Genomic DNA, 20,126 nt, shown 5'->3' with positions numbered 1-20,126 from the left:
AAAATGCAGCCGTACTTTCACTGGATCAATGAACCTGCCGAGTGGCGCCGCGATTCCGACGGCCTGACGGTGGTCACTAATAAGCATACCGACTTCTGGCGCCATACCTGGTATGGCTTCGAGCGCTTCTCTGGCCATCTCTATGCCGCAGAAGTGGCGGGCGATTTTACCCTGCAGGCAAAAATCTGTGCGGATTTCACCACGCTTTACGACCAGGCTGGGCTGATGATGATGGCCGACGAGCAGACCTGGCTGAAGGCGGGAATTGAGTTTAATGACGATGCCCCGGCCATCGGCAGCGTACTGACGCTAACCCACTCCGACTGGGCCACCGGGCTTTTCCCCGGCGACCCGCGCACCTTCTGGCTGCGGCTGACCCGCAAGGGCGACGCGTTAAGGCTGCAGTATTCAACCGACGGCGAGCGCTGGCCGCTACTGCGGCTCGGCTACTTTCCGCCAGGCCCGGTGAAAGCGGGCGTCATGTGCTGCTCACCGGAGCGTGGCGGACTGGCGGTTGCGTTTCAGGATATTCAGCTTTCCCCGCCGCTGGACAAAGCGCTGCACGATCTGAGCTGAACGCTAGCGGGAAGACCCGATTTTCTCTGCATCATCCGCGGCATGCATTATCAGGAAATCAATCAGGGCTTTCACCCTTTTCGTTCTGCCTGCGTTTTTTGGGTAATAGAGATAAACCGGCGGATAGGTTTTCCAGTAGTCCTCCATCACGGGAATAAACTGCTCACGATCGGGCTGTAATTGCAGGATTGGTTCAAATAAACGGCCAATTCCCAGTCCGTGGCGAATACCGTCGGCCATGACGTCAATATCATTGCTGATTAACTGTCCGGGCATCTCGACGGTGAGCTGCTCGCCGTGGTCATTGAGGATCAGCGGCAGGATGCGGTTGTTGGTAATAAAGCGATAGCCAATCAGCCGGTGATGATGGAGATCGGCAGGCATCGCTGGCACGCCATATTCGGCAAGATAGGCAGAGGAGGCGTATAGCCCTTCACGAAACGGCTTCATTAACGGGCGGGCGACCACGCCGCCTTCGAGAATATCGCCAAAGCGGATCCCAAGGTCGAAACGTTCTTCAATAATATTGACGGTACCGTCATAGACCGATATTTCCAGCTGGATCCCCGGATATTGCTGACAAAATGCCGCCATCGCCGGTTTGAGAATAAGCAGGTAGGCAAAGCGCGAGAGGGTTATTCTCACTGCCCCGGAGGGCTCTTGATTCTGGTCGCGGATGATTTCCAGCGACTTTTCCAGTGTCTCCACCGCCGCGGCGGTCTGCTCCAGCAGCTGTTGCCCGGTTTCCGTCAGCTCGATACGCCGGGTAGTGCGCACAAAAAGGGGGTGGCCAATATGCTCCTCCAGCAGCCTGAGCGCATTGCTGACCGACGGCGGCGTGATTTCGAGCTTGCGCGCGGCGGCCGAGATATTGCCCTCGCGCGCAATGCTCTGAAAGATGCGTATCTGATTATAAAGCGCGTTATTCATAGCATCTCCTTAAGACACCCTCGCCTGATTATTAAGTACAGGCTAAATATTCTTAAGTCAATGACCGCCTAATCTTCCCCCCCTGCGGCTCGTATACTTTTGTCTCTTCCCGCTGATAACGACTTTCCGGAGACAACTATGCGAATTTTATGTCTGGATATCCCTGCCCCCGGCGCGACGCTGGAACACTATGCGCCGCACCTTACCGCAGAAGCCCTGCACGCCTGGGGACTGTACAAGTCAGGCTTTATTCGCGACATCTATTTCCGTCAGGATCGACCCGGCGTCGCTATTTTCCTCGAGTGCGACACCGTGGAAGAGGCGAATAATGTCATGGCCGAATTTCCGCTGGCAAAAGCGGGTCTATTAACCTTCGAGTGTATTCCACTCGGCTCGTTTATTAGCTGGGAAAATCTCTTCTCTGCTGAATTTAAACATCAGGAGTAACGTTGGGAATGGCTCATATTCTTGTCGTTTCCGGGCATCCGGATCTTAACCATTCCATCGCCAACGCCACCATCCTCGATGAGCTGGCGACCGCCCTGCCTGATGCGGAAATCCGTCGTCTGGACTGGCTCTATCCGGACGGCAAATTCAACATCGCCGCTGAGCAGGAAAGCCTGCTGCAGGCGGATGTGATTGTCTGGCAGTTTCCCTTTAGCTGGTATGGGCTGCCCGGGTTAATGAAACAGTGGCTGGACGAGGTATTTGTCCACGGCTTCGCCCATGGCTCAACGGCGAAACTGGGTGGTAAAAAGCTGATCCTCTCCTTCACCACGGGAGCGCCACAGGCGCTCTATACCGCTGACGGTTTCTTTGGCCATGCCATTGAGGAGTATCTCCTTCCCTTCGAGACCACGGCCAGGCTGTGCAATCTTGAGCTGCTGGCGCCGGTTTATACCTGCGGTATTAGCTACGCCGACCGGGATGCCGACAAAATCGCTCAGCAAAAAACGCTTGCCCGGGAACACGCGGCCAGACTGATCGCGCGGCTTAATACTCTGGTGGAATAACCCAAAGGGAGAAAATAACGATGCAGTATACCCGGCTCGGGAAGAGTGACTTACTGGTCTCCCGTATCTGCATGGGATGTATGGGGTTTGGCGATCCGTCAACGGGTCAGCATCGCTGGACGCTGGACGAAACAGCCAGCCGGGACATCATCCGCCACGCTCTGGAACAGGGCATCAATTTTTACGATACCGCCATCGCCTATCAGAACGGCTCCAGCGAACGGTACGTTGGCCGGGCGCTGCGGGAGATGGCAAAACGCGAGGAGGTGGTGCTGGCCACCAAGTTTCTGCCACGAACCGCCGCGCAGATTGCCGAGGGGATCAGCGGAAAACAGGCGATAGCCCGCTCGCTTGACCAGAGTCTGCGAAACCTCGGGATGGACTACATCGACCTCTACATCTACCACATCTGGGATTACAACACCCCGGTTATCGACGTGCTGGAGGCGCTGCACACCGCAGTGACCGCCGGCAAGGTGCGCGCGATTGGCATTTCCAATTGCTATGCCTGGCAGTTGGCGAAGGTGAACGCCCTTGCCGAACGCGAAGGGCTGACATCCTTTGTTTCTGTGCAGAGCCACTACAACCTGATTATGCGTGAAGATGAACGAGAGCTGTTCGGGCTGTGCGCGGAAGAGGGTATCGCCATGACTCCCTATAGCGCGCTGGCCAGCGGCCGTCTCTCCCGCTTAGAAGGCCACACGCGGCGAGCGGTGGAAGATGATTATGCCCGGGGCAAATACGACGGCACGGCAGAACAGGACCGGATCATTATTGCCCGCGTCGCCGAACTTGCCGAACGGCATCAGGTCTCCATGACCGAAATTTCGCTGGCCTGGCTGCTGACTAAAGTCACCGCTCCGGTGATCGGCGCCACGCAAAAGCATCATGTTGACGGCGCGGTCAACGCTGTAGCCCTTCAACTGAGCCCGGAAGACATCCGTTATCTGGAAGAAGCCTACCAGCCGCACGTTCTCACAGGCGTGATGGCGCAAAACACGCCGCAAGCCAAAGACCATCATCAGGTGTGGACGCGGTAACCCTCTGTCCTGTTCAGCAGGGAGAATAAAACATGAAAAACGTGATTGCCGCGGCAGCCTTGTCGCTTGTGCTGTCTGATTTTGCTTATGCCCACGAACAAAGAGATGAAGCTATGATGAAAATTACCCCTTCCACCCTTGCGGACGCTGATATTCAAGCGGTCTCCCCGGCGCTGGCGCGCTTCGGCCGCGAGGCCATCAGCAACGACCTCTGGCAACGTGACGCCCTGTCCGCCCGCGACCGTAGCATCGTGACCGTAGCGATGCTGATTGCCCGCAACCAGCCAGGCGAGCTGAAGCACTATATTGCCGTTGCGCTCGATAGCGGCGTGACGCCAGCGGAAGTGTCAGAGATCATTACTCACCTCGCCTTCTACGCTGGCTGGCCCAATGCGATGTCAGCCGTCAGCGTCGCTAAAACCATCTTTGAAGCCAGGGGCGTGACGGCAGAGGCCCTGCCCGCCGCCTCGCCAACGCTGCTGCCACTCAATGAACAGGTAGAGAAACAGCGTGCAGACACCGTGGAAAAAAATGTCGGCCCCATTTCGCCTGGCCTGGTTAAATTTACCGCCGACCCGCTGTTTCTCGACCTCTGGCAACGGCCCGCGCTTACGCCCCGCGACAGAAGTCTGGTGACGGTCAGCGCGTTAATCGCCGCCGGACAGAGCGCGCAGATTGGCTACCACCTAAACAGAGCTATGGATAATGGGCTTTCGGCTGAAGAGGCCGGAGAAGTAGTCGCCCAGGCGGCGTTCTACGCGGGATGGCCAAATGCGTTTACCGCCGCCCCGGTGGTCGGTGAGGTATTGCGAGCGCGCGAGAGCAAAGCTGAATAAAAAAGAATAAAGGACAGGGAAGCTGTCCTTTATTTATCGTTAATTGTTAATTTAAAGGTACCACGAGGGCTTTCGATTAGGTCTCGCGGAAAGAACATAAACGGTCTATCGAAGTATGGAGACTTCGATCGTGAGTCTGTTCACATCGCTCATTGAGAAAATTGCCGTTCCGTATGCCGTCATGAGTCTCATCCTTTGAAAGCAGCGATCGCTGTGGCGAGACGGTAGCGCGGACATGTCTATTTGGTCCAGAGATGGACATCTCAATTTAGCTACTACACCGCTACTTCGATTGATGTATTTTATATTAAATATCAATGAATTGAATTATTCATTTAATATAAATTGATGTTATAGCAATCGCTATACAGGCTCCTTAGTCATGACTGACCGGGCCACACCGCATATCGCAAGAATTTGCTCTCTCAGCCAGCGGTGACCGGGGTCGCGTTCCATTCTTGGGTGCCACATCTGCGATACCGTAATACGACGGCTTTTGAACGGCAGCTCGAAAAGGTGTACCTGGTCCGTTACCTGCTGATTGAGTAAATAGAGTGCGGGTATCATGGCGATAAGATCCGATTCCAGCGCCACGGAAAGTGCTGTCGGAAATCCCGGTACGACGCTTGCAATTTTACGTTTTGTCCCCAGTTCGGCCAGCGCATCGTCAACGGATCCGTGCAACGCGCCCTCGGGTGACGCTACCACATGGCCCCAGGCGACATAATCACTCACGCCTATTTCAGCCTGCTTAGCCAGCGGGTGCCCTTTACGGACGACGCCAACAAACCGATCCTCAAACAGTCGTTGCAGCCGTATTTCTGGCCCCATATTACTCTGAACGCCAATCTCCAGATCAACCAGCCCTTCCCGAAGATAGCGCGACGTTTTTTCCGGCTTAGGCGCGAAGCGTATACAGACGTCCGGCGCGGCGTCGGCAACCGCTGCTATAAGCGCAGGCCCAAACGCCACCACAAAACCATCGTTTGCCCTGATGGTAAAAAGACGCGCCAGATTTTGCGCGCAGAACGTTTCAGTTGAGGGCTGTAATACCGCCCTGGCATCGTGCACTGCACGCCTGGCGCGATCCCGGGTCGCTTCGGCCCACGGGGTCAGTACCATGTTACGCCCGGCGCGCACCAGGATCGGGTCTCCTGTGACATCGCGTAACCTGCTTAATGTCCGGCTCATGGCCGAAGTGCTGAGGTTCAGACGACGAGCCGCACCTGCGACACTCGCTTCACTCAGCAATACGTCGAGAGCTACCAGCAAATTAAAATCGGGATCAGACATTACCCTTCCTCCCAGCACATTAAGATAAGGCGTTTGATGCAACAATAAAGTGAAAATAGTGCGCCTTCCGCCTGGTAAAAGCCATCTTTATAGTTTTGTCATCCATACACTCTTCTAAGAGGACAAATGATGACGCTCTTTTCCAGTCAACCCGGCGACGAAGGACTGCCTGGCCCGGCGCGCGCACGGGTGATGGCCGCAATAATGACCACCACCTTAATGGGCGTGTTTGATGGCACCATGATCAACATTGCCCTGCCCTCCATGGCTCAGGAGATGCAGGTACCTGCCAGTATTGCCGTCTGGTTCGCCAACGGGTATCTGCTGGCGGCTGCGATGACGCTGGCGATATTCGCGGCGCTTGCGGCCCGTCTGGGTTATCGCCCCGTATTTCTGGCGGGCCTGACGACCTTTACCCTGACATCACTGGGTTGTGCGCTGGCGAATAAGCCCGAAGTGCTTATCGGTATGCGCGTGCTTCAGGGGATCGGCGGCGCGGCGACGCTGAGTATTGCCCCCGCAATACTCAGGTCCGTATTTCCCGGACGCTTACTTGGCCGCATTCTGGGGTTCCATGCCCTGCTCATTGCCTCGAGCTCCGCTATCGGCCCGGTATTGGGCGGTACGATCCTTCACACCCTTAGCTGGCAATGGCTGTTTGCGATAAACGTTCTTCCCGGCACCCTCGCCTTACTGCTGGCGGTCAGAGCGCTGCCGCGGGATGCGATCCGTATGCAGGCGCCCTTCGACACCGTGGGCGCCATATTGTCGGCGCTGCTGTTGGGTTCGACGATCATGGCGGCGAACAGCCTACAGAACGCTACTTCTCAATTCGGCAGCCTTTGCTGGATGGCTCTCGCTGCGCTGAGCGGCATGGCTTTTATCTGGCAAATCCGCCGCACGGGTCATCCCTTACTGCCGCCGAGCATGTTTAAAAATGAACGTTTTACCCTCGCGGCCTTCACGTCGATGGTTGCTTTCGTCAGCCAGGGGATCACCTTTATTGCGCTACCCTTCCTGTTTCAGAGCGAATACGGCTACAGTCCGGTAGTGTCTGCCCTGCTGTTTACGCCGTGGCCATTAGGGATCGTGCTGATTGCGCCGCATGCAGGCCGTTGGGCGGACACGATATCAGCCCCGGCGATATCCACCCTGGGGCTGGTGATATTTGTCGTCGGTTTGATCCTGCTGGCGACGTTACCCGCCAGACCTTCAATGTGGGATATCTGCCTGCGAAGTCTGGTATGCGGAATAGGGTTTGGCTGCTTTCAGAGTCCCAATAACCGGGAAATGCTCTCAAACGTTATTCGTGAGCACGCGAGTTATGCGTCCGGTGTTTTATCCATTATGCGCACTTTCGGGCAGTGCCTGGGAGCCGCCGCCGTAGCCGTTCTGCTGGCAGCAGATGAAAGGTCAATTCATGTTGCGCTGTGGAGCGCCGCCGCGGCCTCTGCGGTATCGGTCGTCGTCAGCGCGAGCCGGTTGCGTAAAATCACTCATCCTGCGGAAACAGGATAAATGTGAAAGTATCACTAAACGCTACGACTCCAGCGCCAGCAGCGCAAAACGCCGATCCCGCAACCAAAGTGGAGTCTTCCGTCGGAGTTCAATAGACTAACAGAATGCTATAACCGCTGATTTATCAAGGGAAAATTGAGTTGGGTAGACTTCAGGAGACTTGAATTTGGAGCGGGCGAAGGGAATCGAACCCTCGTATAGAGCTTGGGAAGCTCTCGTTCACTCCATCTCGATATTGTACAGGGCGCTGTACCTGATTGCGTGACTATAGAGGATCAATGTCATGGCGATCAACAACAATCAGTACCTTTTTCAGAACAAATCCGGGCTGTGGATTTTCCAGATCTTCGTACCTAAATACATGCGCCACGCATTCGGACATAAGCGCGCCTGGCGCAAGTCCACGGGCACAAAAGATATAGTTAAGGCTCGGCAATTCAGAAACCATCTTCTTATTGAATTCAATAAGTTGAAAGAGCAGTTAAAGCCGGATACTGAGGAGAAACGCATCTCTGGTGCTATCGCGTCTCTCTATCAGGAGGTAAGCACCAACAATGAGATCGAGGACAGGCGCGGCAAGCCAGACGAGGATAAAACCACATCCCCCACCCTTTGCGAGATCCGCGATGAGTACAGCGAAAACTACAAAAACCGTCGCTCCTACTCCACTCTGAGCAAATCAGCCCGCGCCGTGGAGGTCTTTCTTGCCACCATTCAGGAAACAGACATCAAGATTGATCTGATTGGTCGGCGCGTAGTGACACAATTCATCAGAACACAACAAGAGCGGGTTGCTGGTCAGACTTTACAGAACTGGCTAACCTGCCTGGGCAGTCTGTACGAGTTCGCTCTGAGATCCTACGATGCCATCCCCGAGGGAAACCCCTTCCACAATCACAATCTGGAAGCAAGGCGCACAATCGAAAGTTACGAACCGTTCGAGTTTGTCCAGATGCAAAAGCTACTTGATGCAGCAGAGCCGGAGATCAAGAACATTATAGTAATGGGACTATTTTCAGGATGCCGCCTTGATGAACTGGCAAGCCTCAAGAAATCAGAGATCCAGGCGGTGGAAGGTGTGCGCTGTTTCTACATTTCGAAGTCAAAGACTAAAGCAGGGATCAGGTATGTGCCGATTCACCCTAAGCTATCTGCGATTGTCGATGAATACCTGAGCCATAATTGCGGCGAATATCTATTCCCACAGGCTAACAAGATTAACCGCGCTGACGGCAAGAAAGGCCCCTTCTACTCCCAGGCATTCACCAGGTTACGCCGTCGTGTATTGCCTACCGCTACAGATCGCCAATGCTTCCACAGCTTGCGTGGGATGTTCATCACCTGTCTTGACCGTGCCGGATGCCCCGAGCAACGCATAGGGGCAATCACCGGACACACAGAACAGAAAGCGAAAACGGAGGCTTTCAGGACGTACAGTAAAGGGGCTGGGATGGTTGAGTTATCGAAGTATATAGAGTTGGTGAATTACGAAGGAATATGAATCGCAGATACAAAAAAGCCGAGGGCATCCCCGGCTTTCTATCAATCTTTGCTCTCACCTGCTTGTATCTTCTCATCAACAGCTTTGCGAAGAGCAGACAACGAAGACTTGTCATGCTTAATCTTTTTCACGCCAAACAATTGGTCATGATCAGTGATAAAGCGAACAGACACGTAAGGCTTTCCTTCGTCATCCTTACTAAATTTTATAACAACAAGAGGATCATCAAAATTTGGTCTTAAACGAGCATGGTAAATGCCAATGTACTCGATAACTAAACGGCCTTCGCCATCACAGTCACTGCTCTTTGCCCTGCCGTGCGTGCGGTCTTCACGTACTTCATAAATCTCAATGTATTGCTGCTCTTCCCACTTTTCGATGAGGGTATACAATTCATCAAGATATTTTTCTGCATCGTAACCATACTCAGCACTAAACTCATGAAAAAATTGATTAATCTTAACAGAGTTGATAGCTTCTCTTTTGAGCATTTATGATCCTTGCCAGACTTTCCCGGCGCTCCTGCGAAGTTTTGCCTTGGATGGCAAAATCTTTGCCCTCGTCACCTTTTAAGAGCAATGCTTGAGCCTGGAGAACTTCTTTGTTAGTTTTTTCGTGATTTTTCATAGTATATCCTCCTACGCTTATGCGTCGGGAGTGTCAGCATCAACATCAGCACTGAATGTACCAATGTCTGCTAACGCATCAACATATCTGATACTGTAATCTTTAACTTGAGATAGGGTTTGCAACTTATTTGTTTATAAGCACAGCCTACGCAATCTACATCAATCCGTCAAGAATTGTTTTAAATTCGAACAAGACACAACACCAACTAACGCATTGATTTAAAACAAATTAATATTATAACTTGTGTTGTTTTGCGTTGCAGGCGGCTAAAAACGCGGCAGCGTCTTTCTCTGACAGAGTGGCGAGTATGTCCCGCTGCTTTTTGATCGCAGCGTAATGCAGAATTGCCTTTTCAAGGCTTCCCAGTGTGGCTATCTTGCTCAGGAAAGTGCTTCGGGGAATTTCAAGAATTCTGGCGAGTGCGGAGACGTTCAGCAACCCCTCTGCATCGTCCAACGTTTTGATACGGGCAGATAGTAAAGGGATGTTCCCAACACCTAATAAATTTAATCTCATATTACCTCTCCAAATGGCGGAGGGCGGCAATCACCGCCCTAAGACCGTTAACCATTGCGGGCTAAAACCTCGCCTGATTACGCGGCAGCGGTGTTAACCGTCAGCTTCGTGATCATTGATTGGTTGTAGCAGATCGGCAGCAGGCCATATTCTGATTGGATGGTCTGATTGTGTAAGTGGTCTTCCCAGCCGTACTGGAAGAAGAAACTTTCCGCGCCATCAGCCGCTAAACGTGCGTCTCGTGAGGCTGGCCCGTGATAGCATTCGAACGGTTGCAGATCGCTACCAACCAGATTGTTAGCACCGAATACCGGAACCATAAACGCAGTCCCAGCCGGGATAAAGTCACGGTATAGCAGACCAGTATTAACGAAGGTGAGGCCGTCAACGGTCATTGCCTGGAATGCTGGCAGGCTTGCTTTAACGCTGGCGTTAAACAGATTGCTATCAGGCAGCACACCATTGCTAATCAACGAGATCATGCTTGGATGGAATTTGATAGCCTTGTAAGCCTCTGGTGAACACAGAACCACCACACCACGCATGGAAGAGAGCCAGCCACCTAGAGCAAAGCGCATAGCGTTAGCTGCGGTGTCCAGATCCTCTAACGGGCCGTCGCCTGATTTGGTGGCGTCCACGGTTGCGGTTGCATGTTCCTGGCCGAACTCAGATTCAAAATCCAACACTGGCGAATCCTGGGTATACGGTGCCAGCACCTGACCAGCGAACAGGGCGCGGGCTAAGTATGCCTCTTTAGTAGCACGAAATTTCAGATACTGGCGAATACCTTCATCTGAAACCAGTTCACCCATTGTGGTTTCTCGCTGCGTCGCTGTACGGCGGCGACCCTGGAATGATTCCGCGCCCACGTTTCCAACGGTCACAAAATGGGGAACCTCGATGAGACGATTTTTGCTGCGTGGACGCTCAGACACGTCAACTTCCGTGCTGTAGCGGTTAACGCTGGCTGCGACGGCCTGCATATTCTCGTGAAGTTCGTCCAGCTCCACTTTGGGCAGTGGAGAGGTTTTATCCTTGAAGATATCCAGCGCTTGAAGCAGGAAATTATCCCCGAAGCGCTCTTTATAAGCGCCAGTGAAATAATTGACCTTAAAGCCTGTAGTAGAGGTAGTCATCTTTATGATTTCCTTATCGTTATTATTATTCGGAGACTGAAACGCGGTTTTTACCGTCGGTTTCAATAGCAGTGATTGCAGCAGCCAGTGCCGCTGGGGTAGCAGCGCGGAGGCCGTTACGTTTCAGGATGCAGCCCTGATCCACAACAATTACAGGGACGTTAGCGCCAGCCTTGTGGCTATCCAGCGCAATCAGAACATCGCTACCGCTGGCGTATGCCTCACCCTCTGAGGTCAGCAGCGTACCGGGTACGGTATCCACAGCCAGGGTGGTGAAAGTGCGGGTTTTGTGTGAAAACACCGGATCATCGCGATACGCGATCACATCCTGCGGAGATAAATCTTCTTCAAACATGAGCATAATAAATTGTCCTTCATAAAGTTTGTGTTGTTATTCGGTCGTTTCACGATGATGTTGAAACATCACCGCTATAGCGGCCTGTCGGCCTGTAGGCCGCATGTTTTGTGTTCGTCAAATATGACGATGTGCAGGTACAAAAGAGGCCGCACGGTGGCGACCTTCTTTTATTGAGTTTTATTCAGCCCGGATTCACCAGGTTAACGCGGCGGCGTTAACGGCAATTCATGCCACTGCATCAGTCAGAAAAAAATCAGGCGGCAGGAGATACCGCCCCGGAGGACAATAGACAGGTACGTGTTGTGCGTTGTTATTGTTTGTTTTCTGATCTGAGAATGCAGCGCCATAAACTGGCGTTAGCAGAGCTAACCCGGCTTTACCGGGCTGTGAAAGAGGGAGCAACAACGGCGGGAGACCTCCGAAAATCTTCGCCGTGCGCTCGATGCCGTTTTATGTCCGGCAGACAGCCCGAGGAGAATCGAGCAAACCCCATCGTGGTGGCATACCACGGCAGGATATACGTTGTGCAGCGCCCTTTATGGACGTTATCGGAAACCGATAACCCGGCTAAACCGGCTAAACCGGCTAAACCGGGCTGGTACTGAATAAGCGGCGCAGGAAAGCAAAGATGGCCCGTGCGAGGTATCAAGGAGCCAGCGCCTGAGAGGAGATTAAATTACGTTCAATTGGCTGTAGTTCGCAGTAGACTCTTTCGAATCCATTAATCACCCTATGTTAGTATTTTACCACGAATGATAATCATTATCAACAAATTTCACGTAAATTCAGTCGGTAACTCATCCTGTATCGGCAATTCTGCCTTGAATCACTCAATTCTTTTAAGCGGTGTGGATTCGATGATGTGCGAATAGCGTTCAGGGTCTGAGGCGACCACCTGGCGGCATTTATCCCGCGCCAGACGGAGCATTTCCGGATCAATCTCGTGGGCCTGGAAGCCACCTGCCCCAGCACCAAGCGCCTTTTTGATCTTCGCGGTTTTCTGCTTGGTGTTAGTCACTGGCGCGACTGCTGGCGCTGGCTTCGTTGATGGTTGCCAATCGGGATGGCGGATTAAATAGTCATCCACGGCGTTTTTTACATTCTGTTTGAGCTGTTCGGTTTCCATCTGTTCGATGGTGCGCCCGTTCATGGCTGCGGCTATGGAATCGCGAACGGTTTTGAGCAAGTTTTTCATTTTTGTTTTTATTCCTTAATAGGATAACCAGCCCGTCACGGGCGCAACGATACGCCACCCTGAAAGGGCAGGTATGGTAAAAGGTCTATGAGATTCAAGGTCAGGCCGTCGCGGTCTGGCTCGCTGTTGTGGTTTGTTGGCTTTTTCTAATGCAGCCCGCTTTACGCGCGTTAGCTCCGCTAACGTCACCTCGTGACGCTGGACTAACGCGGCGAACAGGGTTTATTTGAATAGGCCGCGATTTGCTCGCAGCTTTTCGGGCCACAACACGGCGGTATTCCACGCATAGCGGATCATTGTAATCTGGCATTCGTGGGGCCATTGCGGCCTCGGTAACCCCATCCCCCCGGAGGGACATCACCACAGTGAACAACGGCAAGCCCAGCGTCTGGCAGATTTCAGATAGCGTCGCCCCTTCACTCCACATAGTGTGGATTAATTTTCCATTGTTCGGGTTGGCAAATCGTCTGCATTTCGGATTGTAGGAATTATTATATAAATCAATAACCTTTTCCTGCGGCAGACGCAGCAGCAATGCCACGCGTCCTGGAGAATATCCCGCGATCAACATGTGCTTGCACCTCTGCATAACGTTGCCATCGCGGCAACGCCGTTTATATAGGCGGGTGAGGTCAGGTAATTCTGGGCCGGATAATGGTTCTGGGAGTTCGGGTAGGTCTGGAAGATCTTCTGGTAAATCTGTTTTTTGTTCTGGGTCGTTCTGGGTGGCGGTCAGCGCCTTGCGTTTCTCAATCATTATTCCTCACATTAAAAATTTAGGCTTGCGATCCTCGTTAATTTCATCTGGCGGTATCACGCCGACCTTTTCCCACACTAAACGGCAGGCATGACGCCAGCCAGTCGCGCCAGCAGTGAGCGCCCATTTATAGGCAGCTTCGGTTAAACGCCCGTCACTCTCAAAGGCCATGCCCTGCCAGGGGGCATCATCTGACTCTGGTTTATTAGGTTGAAACGGTGGATCATCGTCCTGCTCATCCTGGCTCATCTCATGACCACCATTGGTGAGATCATCGCTGCTACGGTTATTGTCAGATTCCACGCTATAGCGCTGTCCAGCAGTAGACGTGGCAGACTCAGAGGCCATGTTAGCACTTTGATCAGAGTGCTGGCCTGCGGTCGCATCAGTTGATGGTGTAGCAGCGGGTGCTGCCTGTTTTGCTGCCTGTTCTGCCTGTGGTTTAACCTTCTCATCGGATTTGCCATCTTCCTTAGCGGTTGTTTCGATATTCCAGCCCAGCACGGCTAATTTCTCTGCTGTAATCTGAAAAGCGAATTGCATCACTTCCGAATCTGAGAGATCCAGGTCTGCGATAGCTTTCGCCATTTCCTTTATCCCATGATTGATAGCCAGGGCATCTACTGCCTCGGATTTTCTAAGCAGAGAGTCAAGCTGAGACTTTTTCAGCTTCTTGTCTTGAGGTGTAACTTTCGCATCAGTCATGCGAGAAACGATGACATCAATTGGCGTACAGGTGTACGTATTGCGCCAGCCATCCTTAAAAGTCTCCTTACCTACCGTCAATAGGCCCAGCGACTCCAGTTTGTCGATCCTCTCCTGTGCTCCTGACCTGGCCCGCCCCATCACTTTCGCGATGGTGGGGATACTCTGATAACATTTCTTACCCTGCACCTCGAAGGTGTAAAAATGGTTGAACCACTTTAGGTCGGTATCAGTAACACGCATTACATCCCCGGAAGGTGTCATCAGGTTTTTGATCCCTTTTAACCGTGTGGCAGACTGGTCAAAAATTTCTTTATTTTCTGTATTCGTTACGTCCATCATTTCCTCGCTGGTTTTCTGTTTGGTTGTCTGCTTTCGTTTTATCAATGATTTTTGCCGCTGTTTGCAGCAATTCACTACACAATCTCGCCATCGGCATATCGCGGCGATTTGCTTCCGTGAGTAACGTTCGGTACGTCTCATCCGGGAATGAGATATTCATGGTTCAAGTCTCCTGTTGTCAGACATGCGGATTTGATCCTGCTATCGCGGATTGCGATCAGGATTCGGCGGCCTTGATGGCCTGCATTTGATTTGGTCTGCCATTTCTTGAGGCGATTTGATTGGCTCGGCGTTGCGCCGCTGCGATCAGGCTGGCGACTTCCCGGCAACAGCGCTATAACCGTAGTTTTCCAGAGTCTCCACACCGTGGGTGGCAACCAGGAACATGATCACCTGTTCGGGCGTCATATCCAGATTGAATTTCTCACGGTACAGACGGCGATAGCTCTGGAGCACCGGGGCCAGTATCTCAGTCATCGATTGACCGTCAGCGAACTGGCGGGATAACGGTTTCAGGATCGCCTTGACCGCTCGGGCGCTCTTTGCCTTCTTTCGTTCCTGTTTCAGGATATGAAGTGCAACAGCCAGTTGCGGATGCTTTGCATGTGCGGCGTCTGCACCACCATTACGGCTAATGAACGACCATAGTGCGGTTTTGGTGTACGTGCCGTACATGATGGCGTCTGCGATCTGCTCGCCTGTCATGGTGGCAGGGGTGATGCGTTGGGATTTAGGTTTGTTCATTGGGTTCCTCCGTAGGATTGAAATTATTACCGGAGGGTCATTCTGTACCCATTTAGTCAGGAGTCATCACCGGGCGGCGACGCACCTTAATTTGTTAAAACCATTGTATCAGAAATACTTACAAATAGCAAGCGCAATTAAAGAATGCAATGATTTCGTTATCTTACTATGGCACAATCCTGATTTCAATGTCAAGATCTTTTTGATTAACGCTAAAACGCTCCAGAACGCGTTCTAAGCGATTCTAAGGCGTTATGGCTACTATCCTATTACCTGATGCGTTATAAGCGCTCTACGGGCTTCCTGTGAAGCCTCGGTTGGGTTGATACGATGAAGTTGGCACGGATGTTGCTTATCACACCCCGGCCCACCCCCTCGCGGCCCCATAGACTCTCAATCTACGATTTCGTGACAGTGTTTCCAAATTACTGCGCGGGCTGTCGCCCTTGCTGCCCAAAAGGTGGCGAGCCTGTTCGGTCAGAACAGGATAACGAGTCACCGCATGGGCGATGCATATCGCGAAGCGCGGAGCGTATGCGACTGAACAGAGACCAGAAAGAAAGAGATGGAGGTCACAACCGGAATCGAAAAGGTGTTGGTCGTTTGCCCTGCGGTAAGGTCTTCACGGCCAGGGAAGACCGCATAGGATTTTAATGATCTATTAAAGGTGTTGATTTAGTTAACGGGTTTAGTTTACAGATTTAGTTGTTACTGGTTATAACTGGTATACCCCTTTCTGTTATAACAGGTATACCCCCTTCTGTTATAACTGGTATACCCAGACCACCTGTTATAACAGGTATACCCCTTCCCAGTGAAAATCTCCTACCCATGCCTCCGGCGCTGGCGCATCTTTTCTCAAAATAAATGCAGATAAATCCCCGTTAAATACGCGCTAATTCGACCAGTCCGGGTCAGTCTGAGACAACTTCCCGCTCTTGGAGATGGTCAAGTTGCGACCTTCGTTATGGTGGAGGTTATACAGCGGTATGGCCTGAGCGCCAGCCGTGGCGCGGGTTCGTTAAATTTGTCTGCCGATATCATGGCTCGCCTGTTCATCGCGGTGCTAAACCAAATCCGCATCATCCACGCCGCATTTCGTTGAAAAAAAATTCCTTCGCCAAAAGCCAGAAAAAATGAGAATCACCTCGCTTTCAGACCGATTTTCAGGCACATGGGACGCATTCTGGAGGGTGCTTTGATTGTGGTTATCGTGATTCAGGTTGCAAGGGAAATCGTCGTGGTGTGCTTCTGGTAAAGCGTGGGAGTGCTTGCCAGAGGGTGGAAGGACTGAGGCCGTACACGTTGTGAGGAGAGGGCAAGATCTGGGCCAGGAGCCGGAACATATCGCCCGTCATGTTGGTGGGAAATTGCGCCAAACTGGAGGAAGAAGATCGAAGCGCCGAAAGTGAAGACTAACAGTCTCCACTCTCCAAGTGGTTGATAATACGTAGATGAGCCTGCTCACATCATCAGACAGCCTTTATATGCATCGTTTATGCAGGATCAGGCAAGGTTTATTCACTTCTCTGATCTGGTGCTCGGGACTCGGGCGGGACTCGATAACCTGACCAGTAAGATATTTGCGAAAGACTGTTGACTTTTTCCGTGGGGTGTGAGTGTACGTCAAGCAGATCTGTTGGTGTGCAGGGATATTTTCGTGAACGAGACACACAAAAGACGGGCCACTTTGACCAGCGCCCCGCGAGGGGGCGTGATATTTCCCAGCCAGCTTACGGCATGACCTCATATTGGTGATTCTCCCCGGCGGGCGGGTAGGTGTTTGCATGAACATTCCTTGTGTACAACCTGCGCCCATTTTTTGATCATTTAGTGCGATTATTAAATTAAAGCACTTTCCATGTTACTGTTTTTGATCAAAAATACATCCATTGAAAGATTCAGAGCCGCACGGCGGCAAGGGGAGAATATGGGTAACGCAATGGTCGCGTTGAAAACCGCCGACGAAGTGAAAGCAGTCAGCGCGGAGTTAGCAAAGAACAAAAAGACGAACCTGTTTCGCTGCCTCTGGGCGATGCAATTTGAAAGCGCTCTTCGGTTCGGTGACGCCGTCAAATTGACGTGGGATCAGTTCGCGGAGGGTAAGACGCATCTTTCTATAAAGCAGGAGAAGACGGGGAAAATTCATAAGGTCGCCATTACCCCGGCTATGCGCTCCATAGTCCAAGCTCGCCGGGAAGAAGCAGCAGACCGCCCAAAATTCGGTGACTACATATTCAGCCTTTCTGATCTGAGATCGAAGGGTAAGCCAGTTTCACACAACGCAGTGCTGACGGAGTACGGCAAGTGCGGACGCCGTGCAGGTTTCCAGGATGTGGGAAGTCATACACCACGCAAGAGCAAAGGCCGCATTCTCTTTGAGAACGGCGCACCGCTGGAGCACATCACAAAGTTGTTGGGCCAGGCCAACCCGGCTTCGACCCTGTTTTACATCGGGTTCACGCAGGAGACGGCTGACACATTAGCGGGAGAATATTCTCTCGGGGAGGAATGGTAATGATGAAAAAATGCACAACATCAGTGTTAACAGTTTTGGCCCTGCTGGCATGTCAGCCAGCACACGCCGGACGGATCACGATGCAACTCACTGAACAAGAGGAGACAGCCAACGGCAAGACGCTTTGCCGTTATGAAAATTCTATCTATTCATTTAGTTACGTGACGCTGAGCAAGCATTGCGCGTCAGTCAAAACCTTCGACACCGAGGATTCAAATTAATGAAGAAGGAAGAAGCTCTCGCCAGCTTCGTCTGGTGTGGGGCCGTGGTTCAGGTCTACACGAAGACGGTGACGTTTGCCGGGACGGTTATACAGCGGCATCTGCTATCGAAGAACCTAAGGAGCGCAGTACAACAGGCAGTTAATCAAGCAGTAGAGAAGGCGGCGCAGGCTGAGTGCTTGGCGGTAGACAGCCCGCGCCATGTTCAACAAAACCGACGGAGAGTCAGGAATGAAGAACAGCAACATTATGGCGTTAGCGCTCGCGCTTCGCAACATCGAAGCCGGTCAGGCGGTTAAAATCCCGGCGATGACTGGAAGCCAGCTTCATTTGCTAATGATGTGGCTACAGGCTTTGAGAGAGTAATACGATGGGGGCTATGCCCCCTTTTCATGGGAATTTTTTGCCTTGCTTCTGATAATAATCCTTCCAGAATCTCATCGGCGATTCTGCACAATAATCGGACAACTCTTTGAAATCAGACTTAAACTGGGGGAGATTTTTAGCCAATGTTATTTGCTTCGGCAGTGCGCCTGTACCATCACCAACAACTTTAAACGTCATTGCGCCACGCTTTCTATCCTCGTTAATTAATTCCAATGCTGCCACAGTTTGCATTCTGCCCTCATGCAACTGCTTTAAATAAAACTTACGGTTAAAAAAGAAATCACGGAATGTTGGCGCATCTGCTTCAAGCCTAATGTCCCATGTAAGCGGTAGAGCGTCACAGATTTTTTCACTCATCATTTCACCGCTCGCGCTTCCGTCCTCGGATGCATCCATACTCACAGTCATCTTTGGTTGTGAAGGATCTAATCCCAGTTCGCCACTGTCCGCTAAGTATTCAGCATTTGTTGACCATTGACCTGTTAAAAATTCGCTATCGTAGATGTATGTCTTCTTTAATTCTTTATACGACGAAGGAATTTTCACTAAACTATCTAAAGCACCACTGAAACTGGTCAGAAACCCCGCCAAATAGATCAGCGCGTATTTACCCCATTCGAGTTTTTTCATGGCATCCTGTATGAGAAGTTATGTTCAGTTTTGCTTATTAACCGCCATTAATTCCAAAACACCGTAATGAGCTTGCCTATGGCAATTGGGGCATAATGCAATAGCATTTTCCACTGAATCGTCGCCTCCCCTTGAAAGCCACTCAATGTGGTGAACCTCAAGAAATGGTGTGCCATCTTCTTTCAGGAAAGGAGCATCACGCTTACAGCTTTGGCACTTGCCATTAGCCCTTGAAAGAACCTCAGCAACCACATACGGGCTTCGCTTATAAACTCTCGTTGTTACTTCCGTTAGTTCAGGGCTTTTACTTTCTATCGCTAAAATTTGCTTTCGTTTAGAGGGGGATAATTTTGCAGCAGCTTCTACAGCCTGTTCAAACGTTGATTTTACTTGTCGGTAACACCATTTACCCTGTAAATCTTGGTATAGCTCCCAAATGCCATGTAAAGAGGGTTGATAGATTTCAAAAATGTTCCCGCGCTTGAACAAACGGTCATACTCATGGTAACGATGAGTCACATCATCTGATCTCCTCGCAACTTTATTACAATCCCAATGGCTTCTGTTGCAATTGACAGTGTTAATGACAAGGTTTGAGCGCGTGTTGTCTCGATAATGCGGAAACAATGTCCTAAGGTAATCATCAACTTGCTTTACCGTTGCCGCTCCTTCGAACTGTTTCTCGACTACTTGAACAGTAGTGATTCTTATCGGCTGCTCTCCATACTTGTAAATTCGGTTAGATTTTTCTGCCATCACCAATCCCTTAATAGCCAAGATTCATCTTTAGTTACAGATGGTTCGTAGTTTGCGCAATTATCTGATGCAAGGCAATAGAAACCATTTAGCGCCGTGATGGATACATCTATCGATCAGCGCCGTCGACATATCATCAGATTTTTCAGCGGGAGATAAGGCAAAACAGTGATCCCCGTCTTTTTGTAATTACCTACAATCAGACAAATTTCCTGGCCTCCGAGACCATTTTCAACTCCGCCTCTTCTGCCTTCTTCCGTTCGAGCCATGCTTTGCCCTCTGGTGTCGCCAGAAACTTACGAGCGTGAATTTTACGGTTGTTGCGCCAGTTGCTGGCGTGGCTGGAGGTATTGAGATAAAAATACATCTTACATTCCCAAGGCCAGCATTTGCTGGCCTTTCTACTTAAGATCGGGTGATACGGATGTTACGAGAGATTCCCAAGGTAACTCTTCATTAGCGGGCATCCTTGATATGGTTCTCGCGTATAACTCAGCCTGGGAATAACTTTTAAAGTTCTTGTC

Annotated in this window: 25 protein-coding genes; 10 read left to right on the top strand and 15 right to left on the bottom strand. The window is 51.4% G+C overall.

From position 1 onward, the window contains the following. Window positions 1-3: 3 nt before the first annotated feature. A complete protein-coding gene (locus KHQ23_RS11490) occupies window positions 4-576 on the top strand; it encodes a DUF1349 domain-containing protein (RefSeq protein ID WP_002916283.1) in 573 nt (190 codons plus the stop codon). 3 nt (window positions 577-579) lie between these two features. Here KHQ23_RS11490 and KHQ23_RS11485 read toward each other — a convergent pair whose 3' ends face one another. After that, window positions 580-1,506 (bottom strand): LysR family transcriptional regulator, encoded by a 927-nt coding sequence (locus KHQ23_RS11485; protein ID WP_023301278.1) that lies wholly within the window; start codon window positions 1,504-1,506, stop codon window positions 580-582. Window positions 1,507-1,644: 138 nt separating this feature from the next. Between KHQ23_RS11485 and KHQ23_RS11480 the strand changes: the two genes are divergently transcribed. From KHQ23_RS11480 to KHQ23_RS11465, 4 genes are read left to right on the top strand one after another with little or no spacing between them, the layout of a single operon-like run. Beyond that, a complete protein-coding gene (locus tag KHQ23_RS11480) occupies window positions 1,645-1,953 on the top strand; it encodes a superoxide dismutase (protein ID WP_004151785.1) in 309 nt (102 codons plus the stop codon). An 8-nt stretch (window positions 1,954-1,961) separates the two neighbouring features. Beyond that, a complete protein-coding gene (locus KHQ23_RS11475) occupies window positions 1,962-2,519 on the top strand; it encodes an NAD(P)H-dependent oxidoreductase (protein ID WP_004181226.1) in 558 nt (185 codons plus the stop codon). A 20-nt stretch (window positions 2,520-2,539) separates the two neighbouring features. Further along, window positions 2,540-3,559 (top strand): aldo/keto reductase, encoded by a 1,020-nt coding sequence (locus KHQ23_RS11470; RefSeq protein WP_002916289.1) that lies wholly within the window; start codon window positions 2,540-2,542, stop codon window positions 3,557-3,559. Window positions 3,560-3,591: 32 nt separating this feature from the next. After that, entirely contained in the window at window positions 3,592-4,395 is an 804-nt protein-coding gene (locus tag KHQ23_RS11465) for a carboxymuconolactone decarboxylase family protein (protein WP_016530278.1), read from the top strand. Between the two features lie 363 nt (window positions 4,396-4,758). Here KHQ23_RS11465 and KHQ23_RS11460 read toward each other — a convergent pair whose 3' ends face one another. Then, window positions 4,759-5,688 carry a LysR family transcriptional regulator gene (locus KHQ23_RS11460; RefSeq protein ID WP_032417590.1) on the bottom strand — a complete coding sequence of 310 codons (930 nt, stop codon included), beginning with the start codon at window positions 5,686-5,688 and terminating at the stop codon, window positions 4,759-4,761. Window positions 5,689-5,817: 129 nt separating this feature from the next. On the opposite strand from KHQ23_RS11460, the gene KHQ23_RS11455 reads away from it, so the two are divergent. Together KHQ23_RS11455 and KHQ23_RS11450 are read left to right on the top strand one after the other, a co-directional pair. Beyond that, window positions 5,818-7,206: an MFS transporter gene (locus KHQ23_RS11455; RefSeq protein ID WP_029602170.1), complete on the top strand. Its 1,389-nt coding sequence runs from the start codon at window positions 5,818-5,820 to the stop codon at window positions 7,204-7,206. Between the two features lie 283 nt (window positions 7,207-7,489). Then, window positions 7,490-8,707, top strand: a complete 1,218-nt coding sequence (locus KHQ23_RS11450; protein ID WP_040215142.1) for a tyrosine-type recombinase/integrase — start codon at window positions 7,490-7,492, stop codon at window positions 8,705-8,707. A 41-nt stretch (window positions 8,708-8,748) separates the two neighbouring features. Here the strand turns inward: KHQ23_RS11450 and KHQ23_RS11445 are convergent, their stop codons facing one another. The 10 genes from KHQ23_RS11445 to KHQ23_RS11400 form a co-directional block, all read right to left on the bottom strand. Next, window positions 8,749-9,198 carry a hypothetical protein gene (locus KHQ23_RS11445; RefSeq protein ID WP_040215139.1) on the bottom strand — a complete coding sequence of 150 codons (450 nt, stop codon included), beginning with the start codon at window positions 9,196-9,198 and terminating at the stop codon, window positions 8,749-8,751. Then, a complete protein-coding gene (locus tag KHQ23_RS11440) occupies window positions 9,167-9,334 on the bottom strand; it encodes a hypothetical protein (protein ID WP_158240105.1) in 168 nt (55 codons plus the stop codon). Before KHQ23_RS11440 ends, KHQ23_RS11445 begins: the two co-directional genes overlap by 32 nt. 237 nt (window positions 9,335-9,571) lie before the next feature. Then, complete coding sequence (locus KHQ23_RS11435) at window positions 9,572-9,853, bottom strand: hypothetical protein (RefSeq protein ID WP_040215137.1); 282 nt, start codon at window positions 9,851-9,853, stop codon at window positions 9,572-9,574. A gap of 77 nt (window positions 9,854-9,930) precedes the next feature. Next, window positions 9,931-10,989, bottom strand: a complete 1,059-nt coding sequence (locus KHQ23_RS11430) for a major capsid protein (RefSeq protein ID WP_040215135.1) — start codon at window positions 10,987-10,989, stop codon at window positions 9,931-9,933. 25 nt (window positions 10,990-11,014) lie between these two features. Beyond that, window positions 11,015-11,350, bottom strand: a complete 336-nt coding sequence (locus KHQ23_RS11425) for a hypothetical protein (RefSeq protein WP_040215132.1) — start codon at window positions 11,348-11,350, stop codon at window positions 11,015-11,017. Between the two features lie 823 nt (window positions 11,351-12,173). Continuing rightward, the gene (locus tag KHQ23_RS11420) at window positions 12,174-12,542 is read right to left on the bottom strand and encodes a hypothetical protein (protein WP_040215129.1); all 369 of its coding nucleotides are present in this window, start codon (window positions 12,540-12,542) and stop codon (window positions 12,174-12,176) included. Between the two features lie 100 nt (window positions 12,543-12,642). Further along, window positions 12,643-13,299: a hypothetical protein gene (locus tag KHQ23_RS11415; protein WP_072040108.1), complete on the bottom strand. Its 657-nt coding sequence runs from the start codon at window positions 13,297-13,299 to the stop codon at window positions 12,643-12,645. A 6-nt stretch (window positions 13,300-13,305) separates the two neighbouring features. After that, complete coding sequence (locus KHQ23_RS11410) at window positions 13,306-14,346, bottom strand: hypothetical protein (RefSeq protein WP_050849762.1); 1,041 nt, start codon at window positions 14,344-14,346, stop codon at window positions 13,306-13,308. Beyond that, entirely contained in the window at window positions 14,318-14,506 is a 189-nt protein-coding gene (locus KHQ23_RS11405) for a hypothetical protein (protein WP_134083049.1), read from the bottom strand. The genes KHQ23_RS11410 and KHQ23_RS11405 overlap by 29 nt, the downstream gene beginning before the upstream one ends. A gap of 146 nt (window positions 14,507-14,652) precedes the next feature. Continuing rightward, entirely contained in the window at window positions 14,653-15,090 is a 438-nt protein-coding gene (locus KHQ23_RS11400) for a hypothetical protein (protein WP_040215124.1), read from the bottom strand. Between the two features lie 1,930 nt (window positions 15,091-17,020). Here KHQ23_RS11400 and KHQ23_RS11395 point away from each other — a divergent pair. From KHQ23_RS11395 to KHQ23_RS26465, 3 genes are all read left to right on the top strand, one after another. Beyond that, entirely contained in the window at window positions 17,021-17,608 is a 588-nt protein-coding gene (locus tag KHQ23_RS11395) for a tyrosine-type recombinase/integrase (RefSeq protein ID WP_040215122.1), read from the top strand. Next, window positions 17,608-17,829, top strand: a complete 222-nt coding sequence (locus KHQ23_RS11390) for a hypothetical protein (RefSeq protein ID WP_369782559.1) — start codon at window positions 17,608-17,610, stop codon at window positions 17,827-17,829. The genes KHQ23_RS11395 and KHQ23_RS11390 overlap by 1 nt, the downstream gene beginning before the upstream one ends. 231 nt (window positions 17,830-18,060) lie before the next feature. Continuing rightward, window positions 18,061-18,195 (top strand): hypothetical protein, encoded by a 135-nt coding sequence (locus tag KHQ23_RS26465; protein WP_254915114.1) that lies wholly within the window; start codon window positions 18,061-18,063, stop codon window positions 18,193-18,195. 24 nt (window positions 18,196-18,219) lie between these two features. Here KHQ23_RS26465 and KHQ23_RS11385 read toward each other — a convergent pair whose 3' ends face one another. The 3 genes from KHQ23_RS11385 to KHQ23_RS11375 form a co-directional block, all read right to left on the bottom strand. Then, a complete protein-coding gene (locus KHQ23_RS11385; RefSeq protein WP_040215118.1) occupies window positions 18,220-18,846 on the bottom strand; it encodes a hypothetical protein in 627 nt (208 codons plus the stop codon). Window positions 18,847-18,870: 24 nt separating this feature from the next. Next, on the bottom strand, window positions 18,871-19,602 hold the full coding sequence (locus KHQ23_RS11380) for an HNH endonuclease (protein WP_064379999.1): 732 nt from the start codon (window positions 19,600-19,602) through the stop codon (window positions 18,871-18,873). Window positions 19,603-19,801: 199 nt separating this feature from the next. Continuing rightward, window positions 19,802-19,969, bottom strand: a complete 168-nt coding sequence (locus tag KHQ23_RS11375; protein WP_166668603.1) for a hypothetical protein — start codon at window positions 19,967-19,969, stop codon at window positions 19,802-19,804. Between the last annotated feature and the right edge of the window lie 157 nt (window positions 19,970-20,126).

Origin of the sequence: Klebsiella sp. 64 (assembly GCF_018223915.1) — a bacterium.
Classification (GTDB): domain Bacteria; phylum Pseudomonadota; class Gammaproteobacteria; order Enterobacterales; family Enterobacteriaceae; genus Klebsiella; species Klebsiella pneumoniae.
This window is presented reverse-complemented; position numbering and strand designations above follow the sequence as displayed.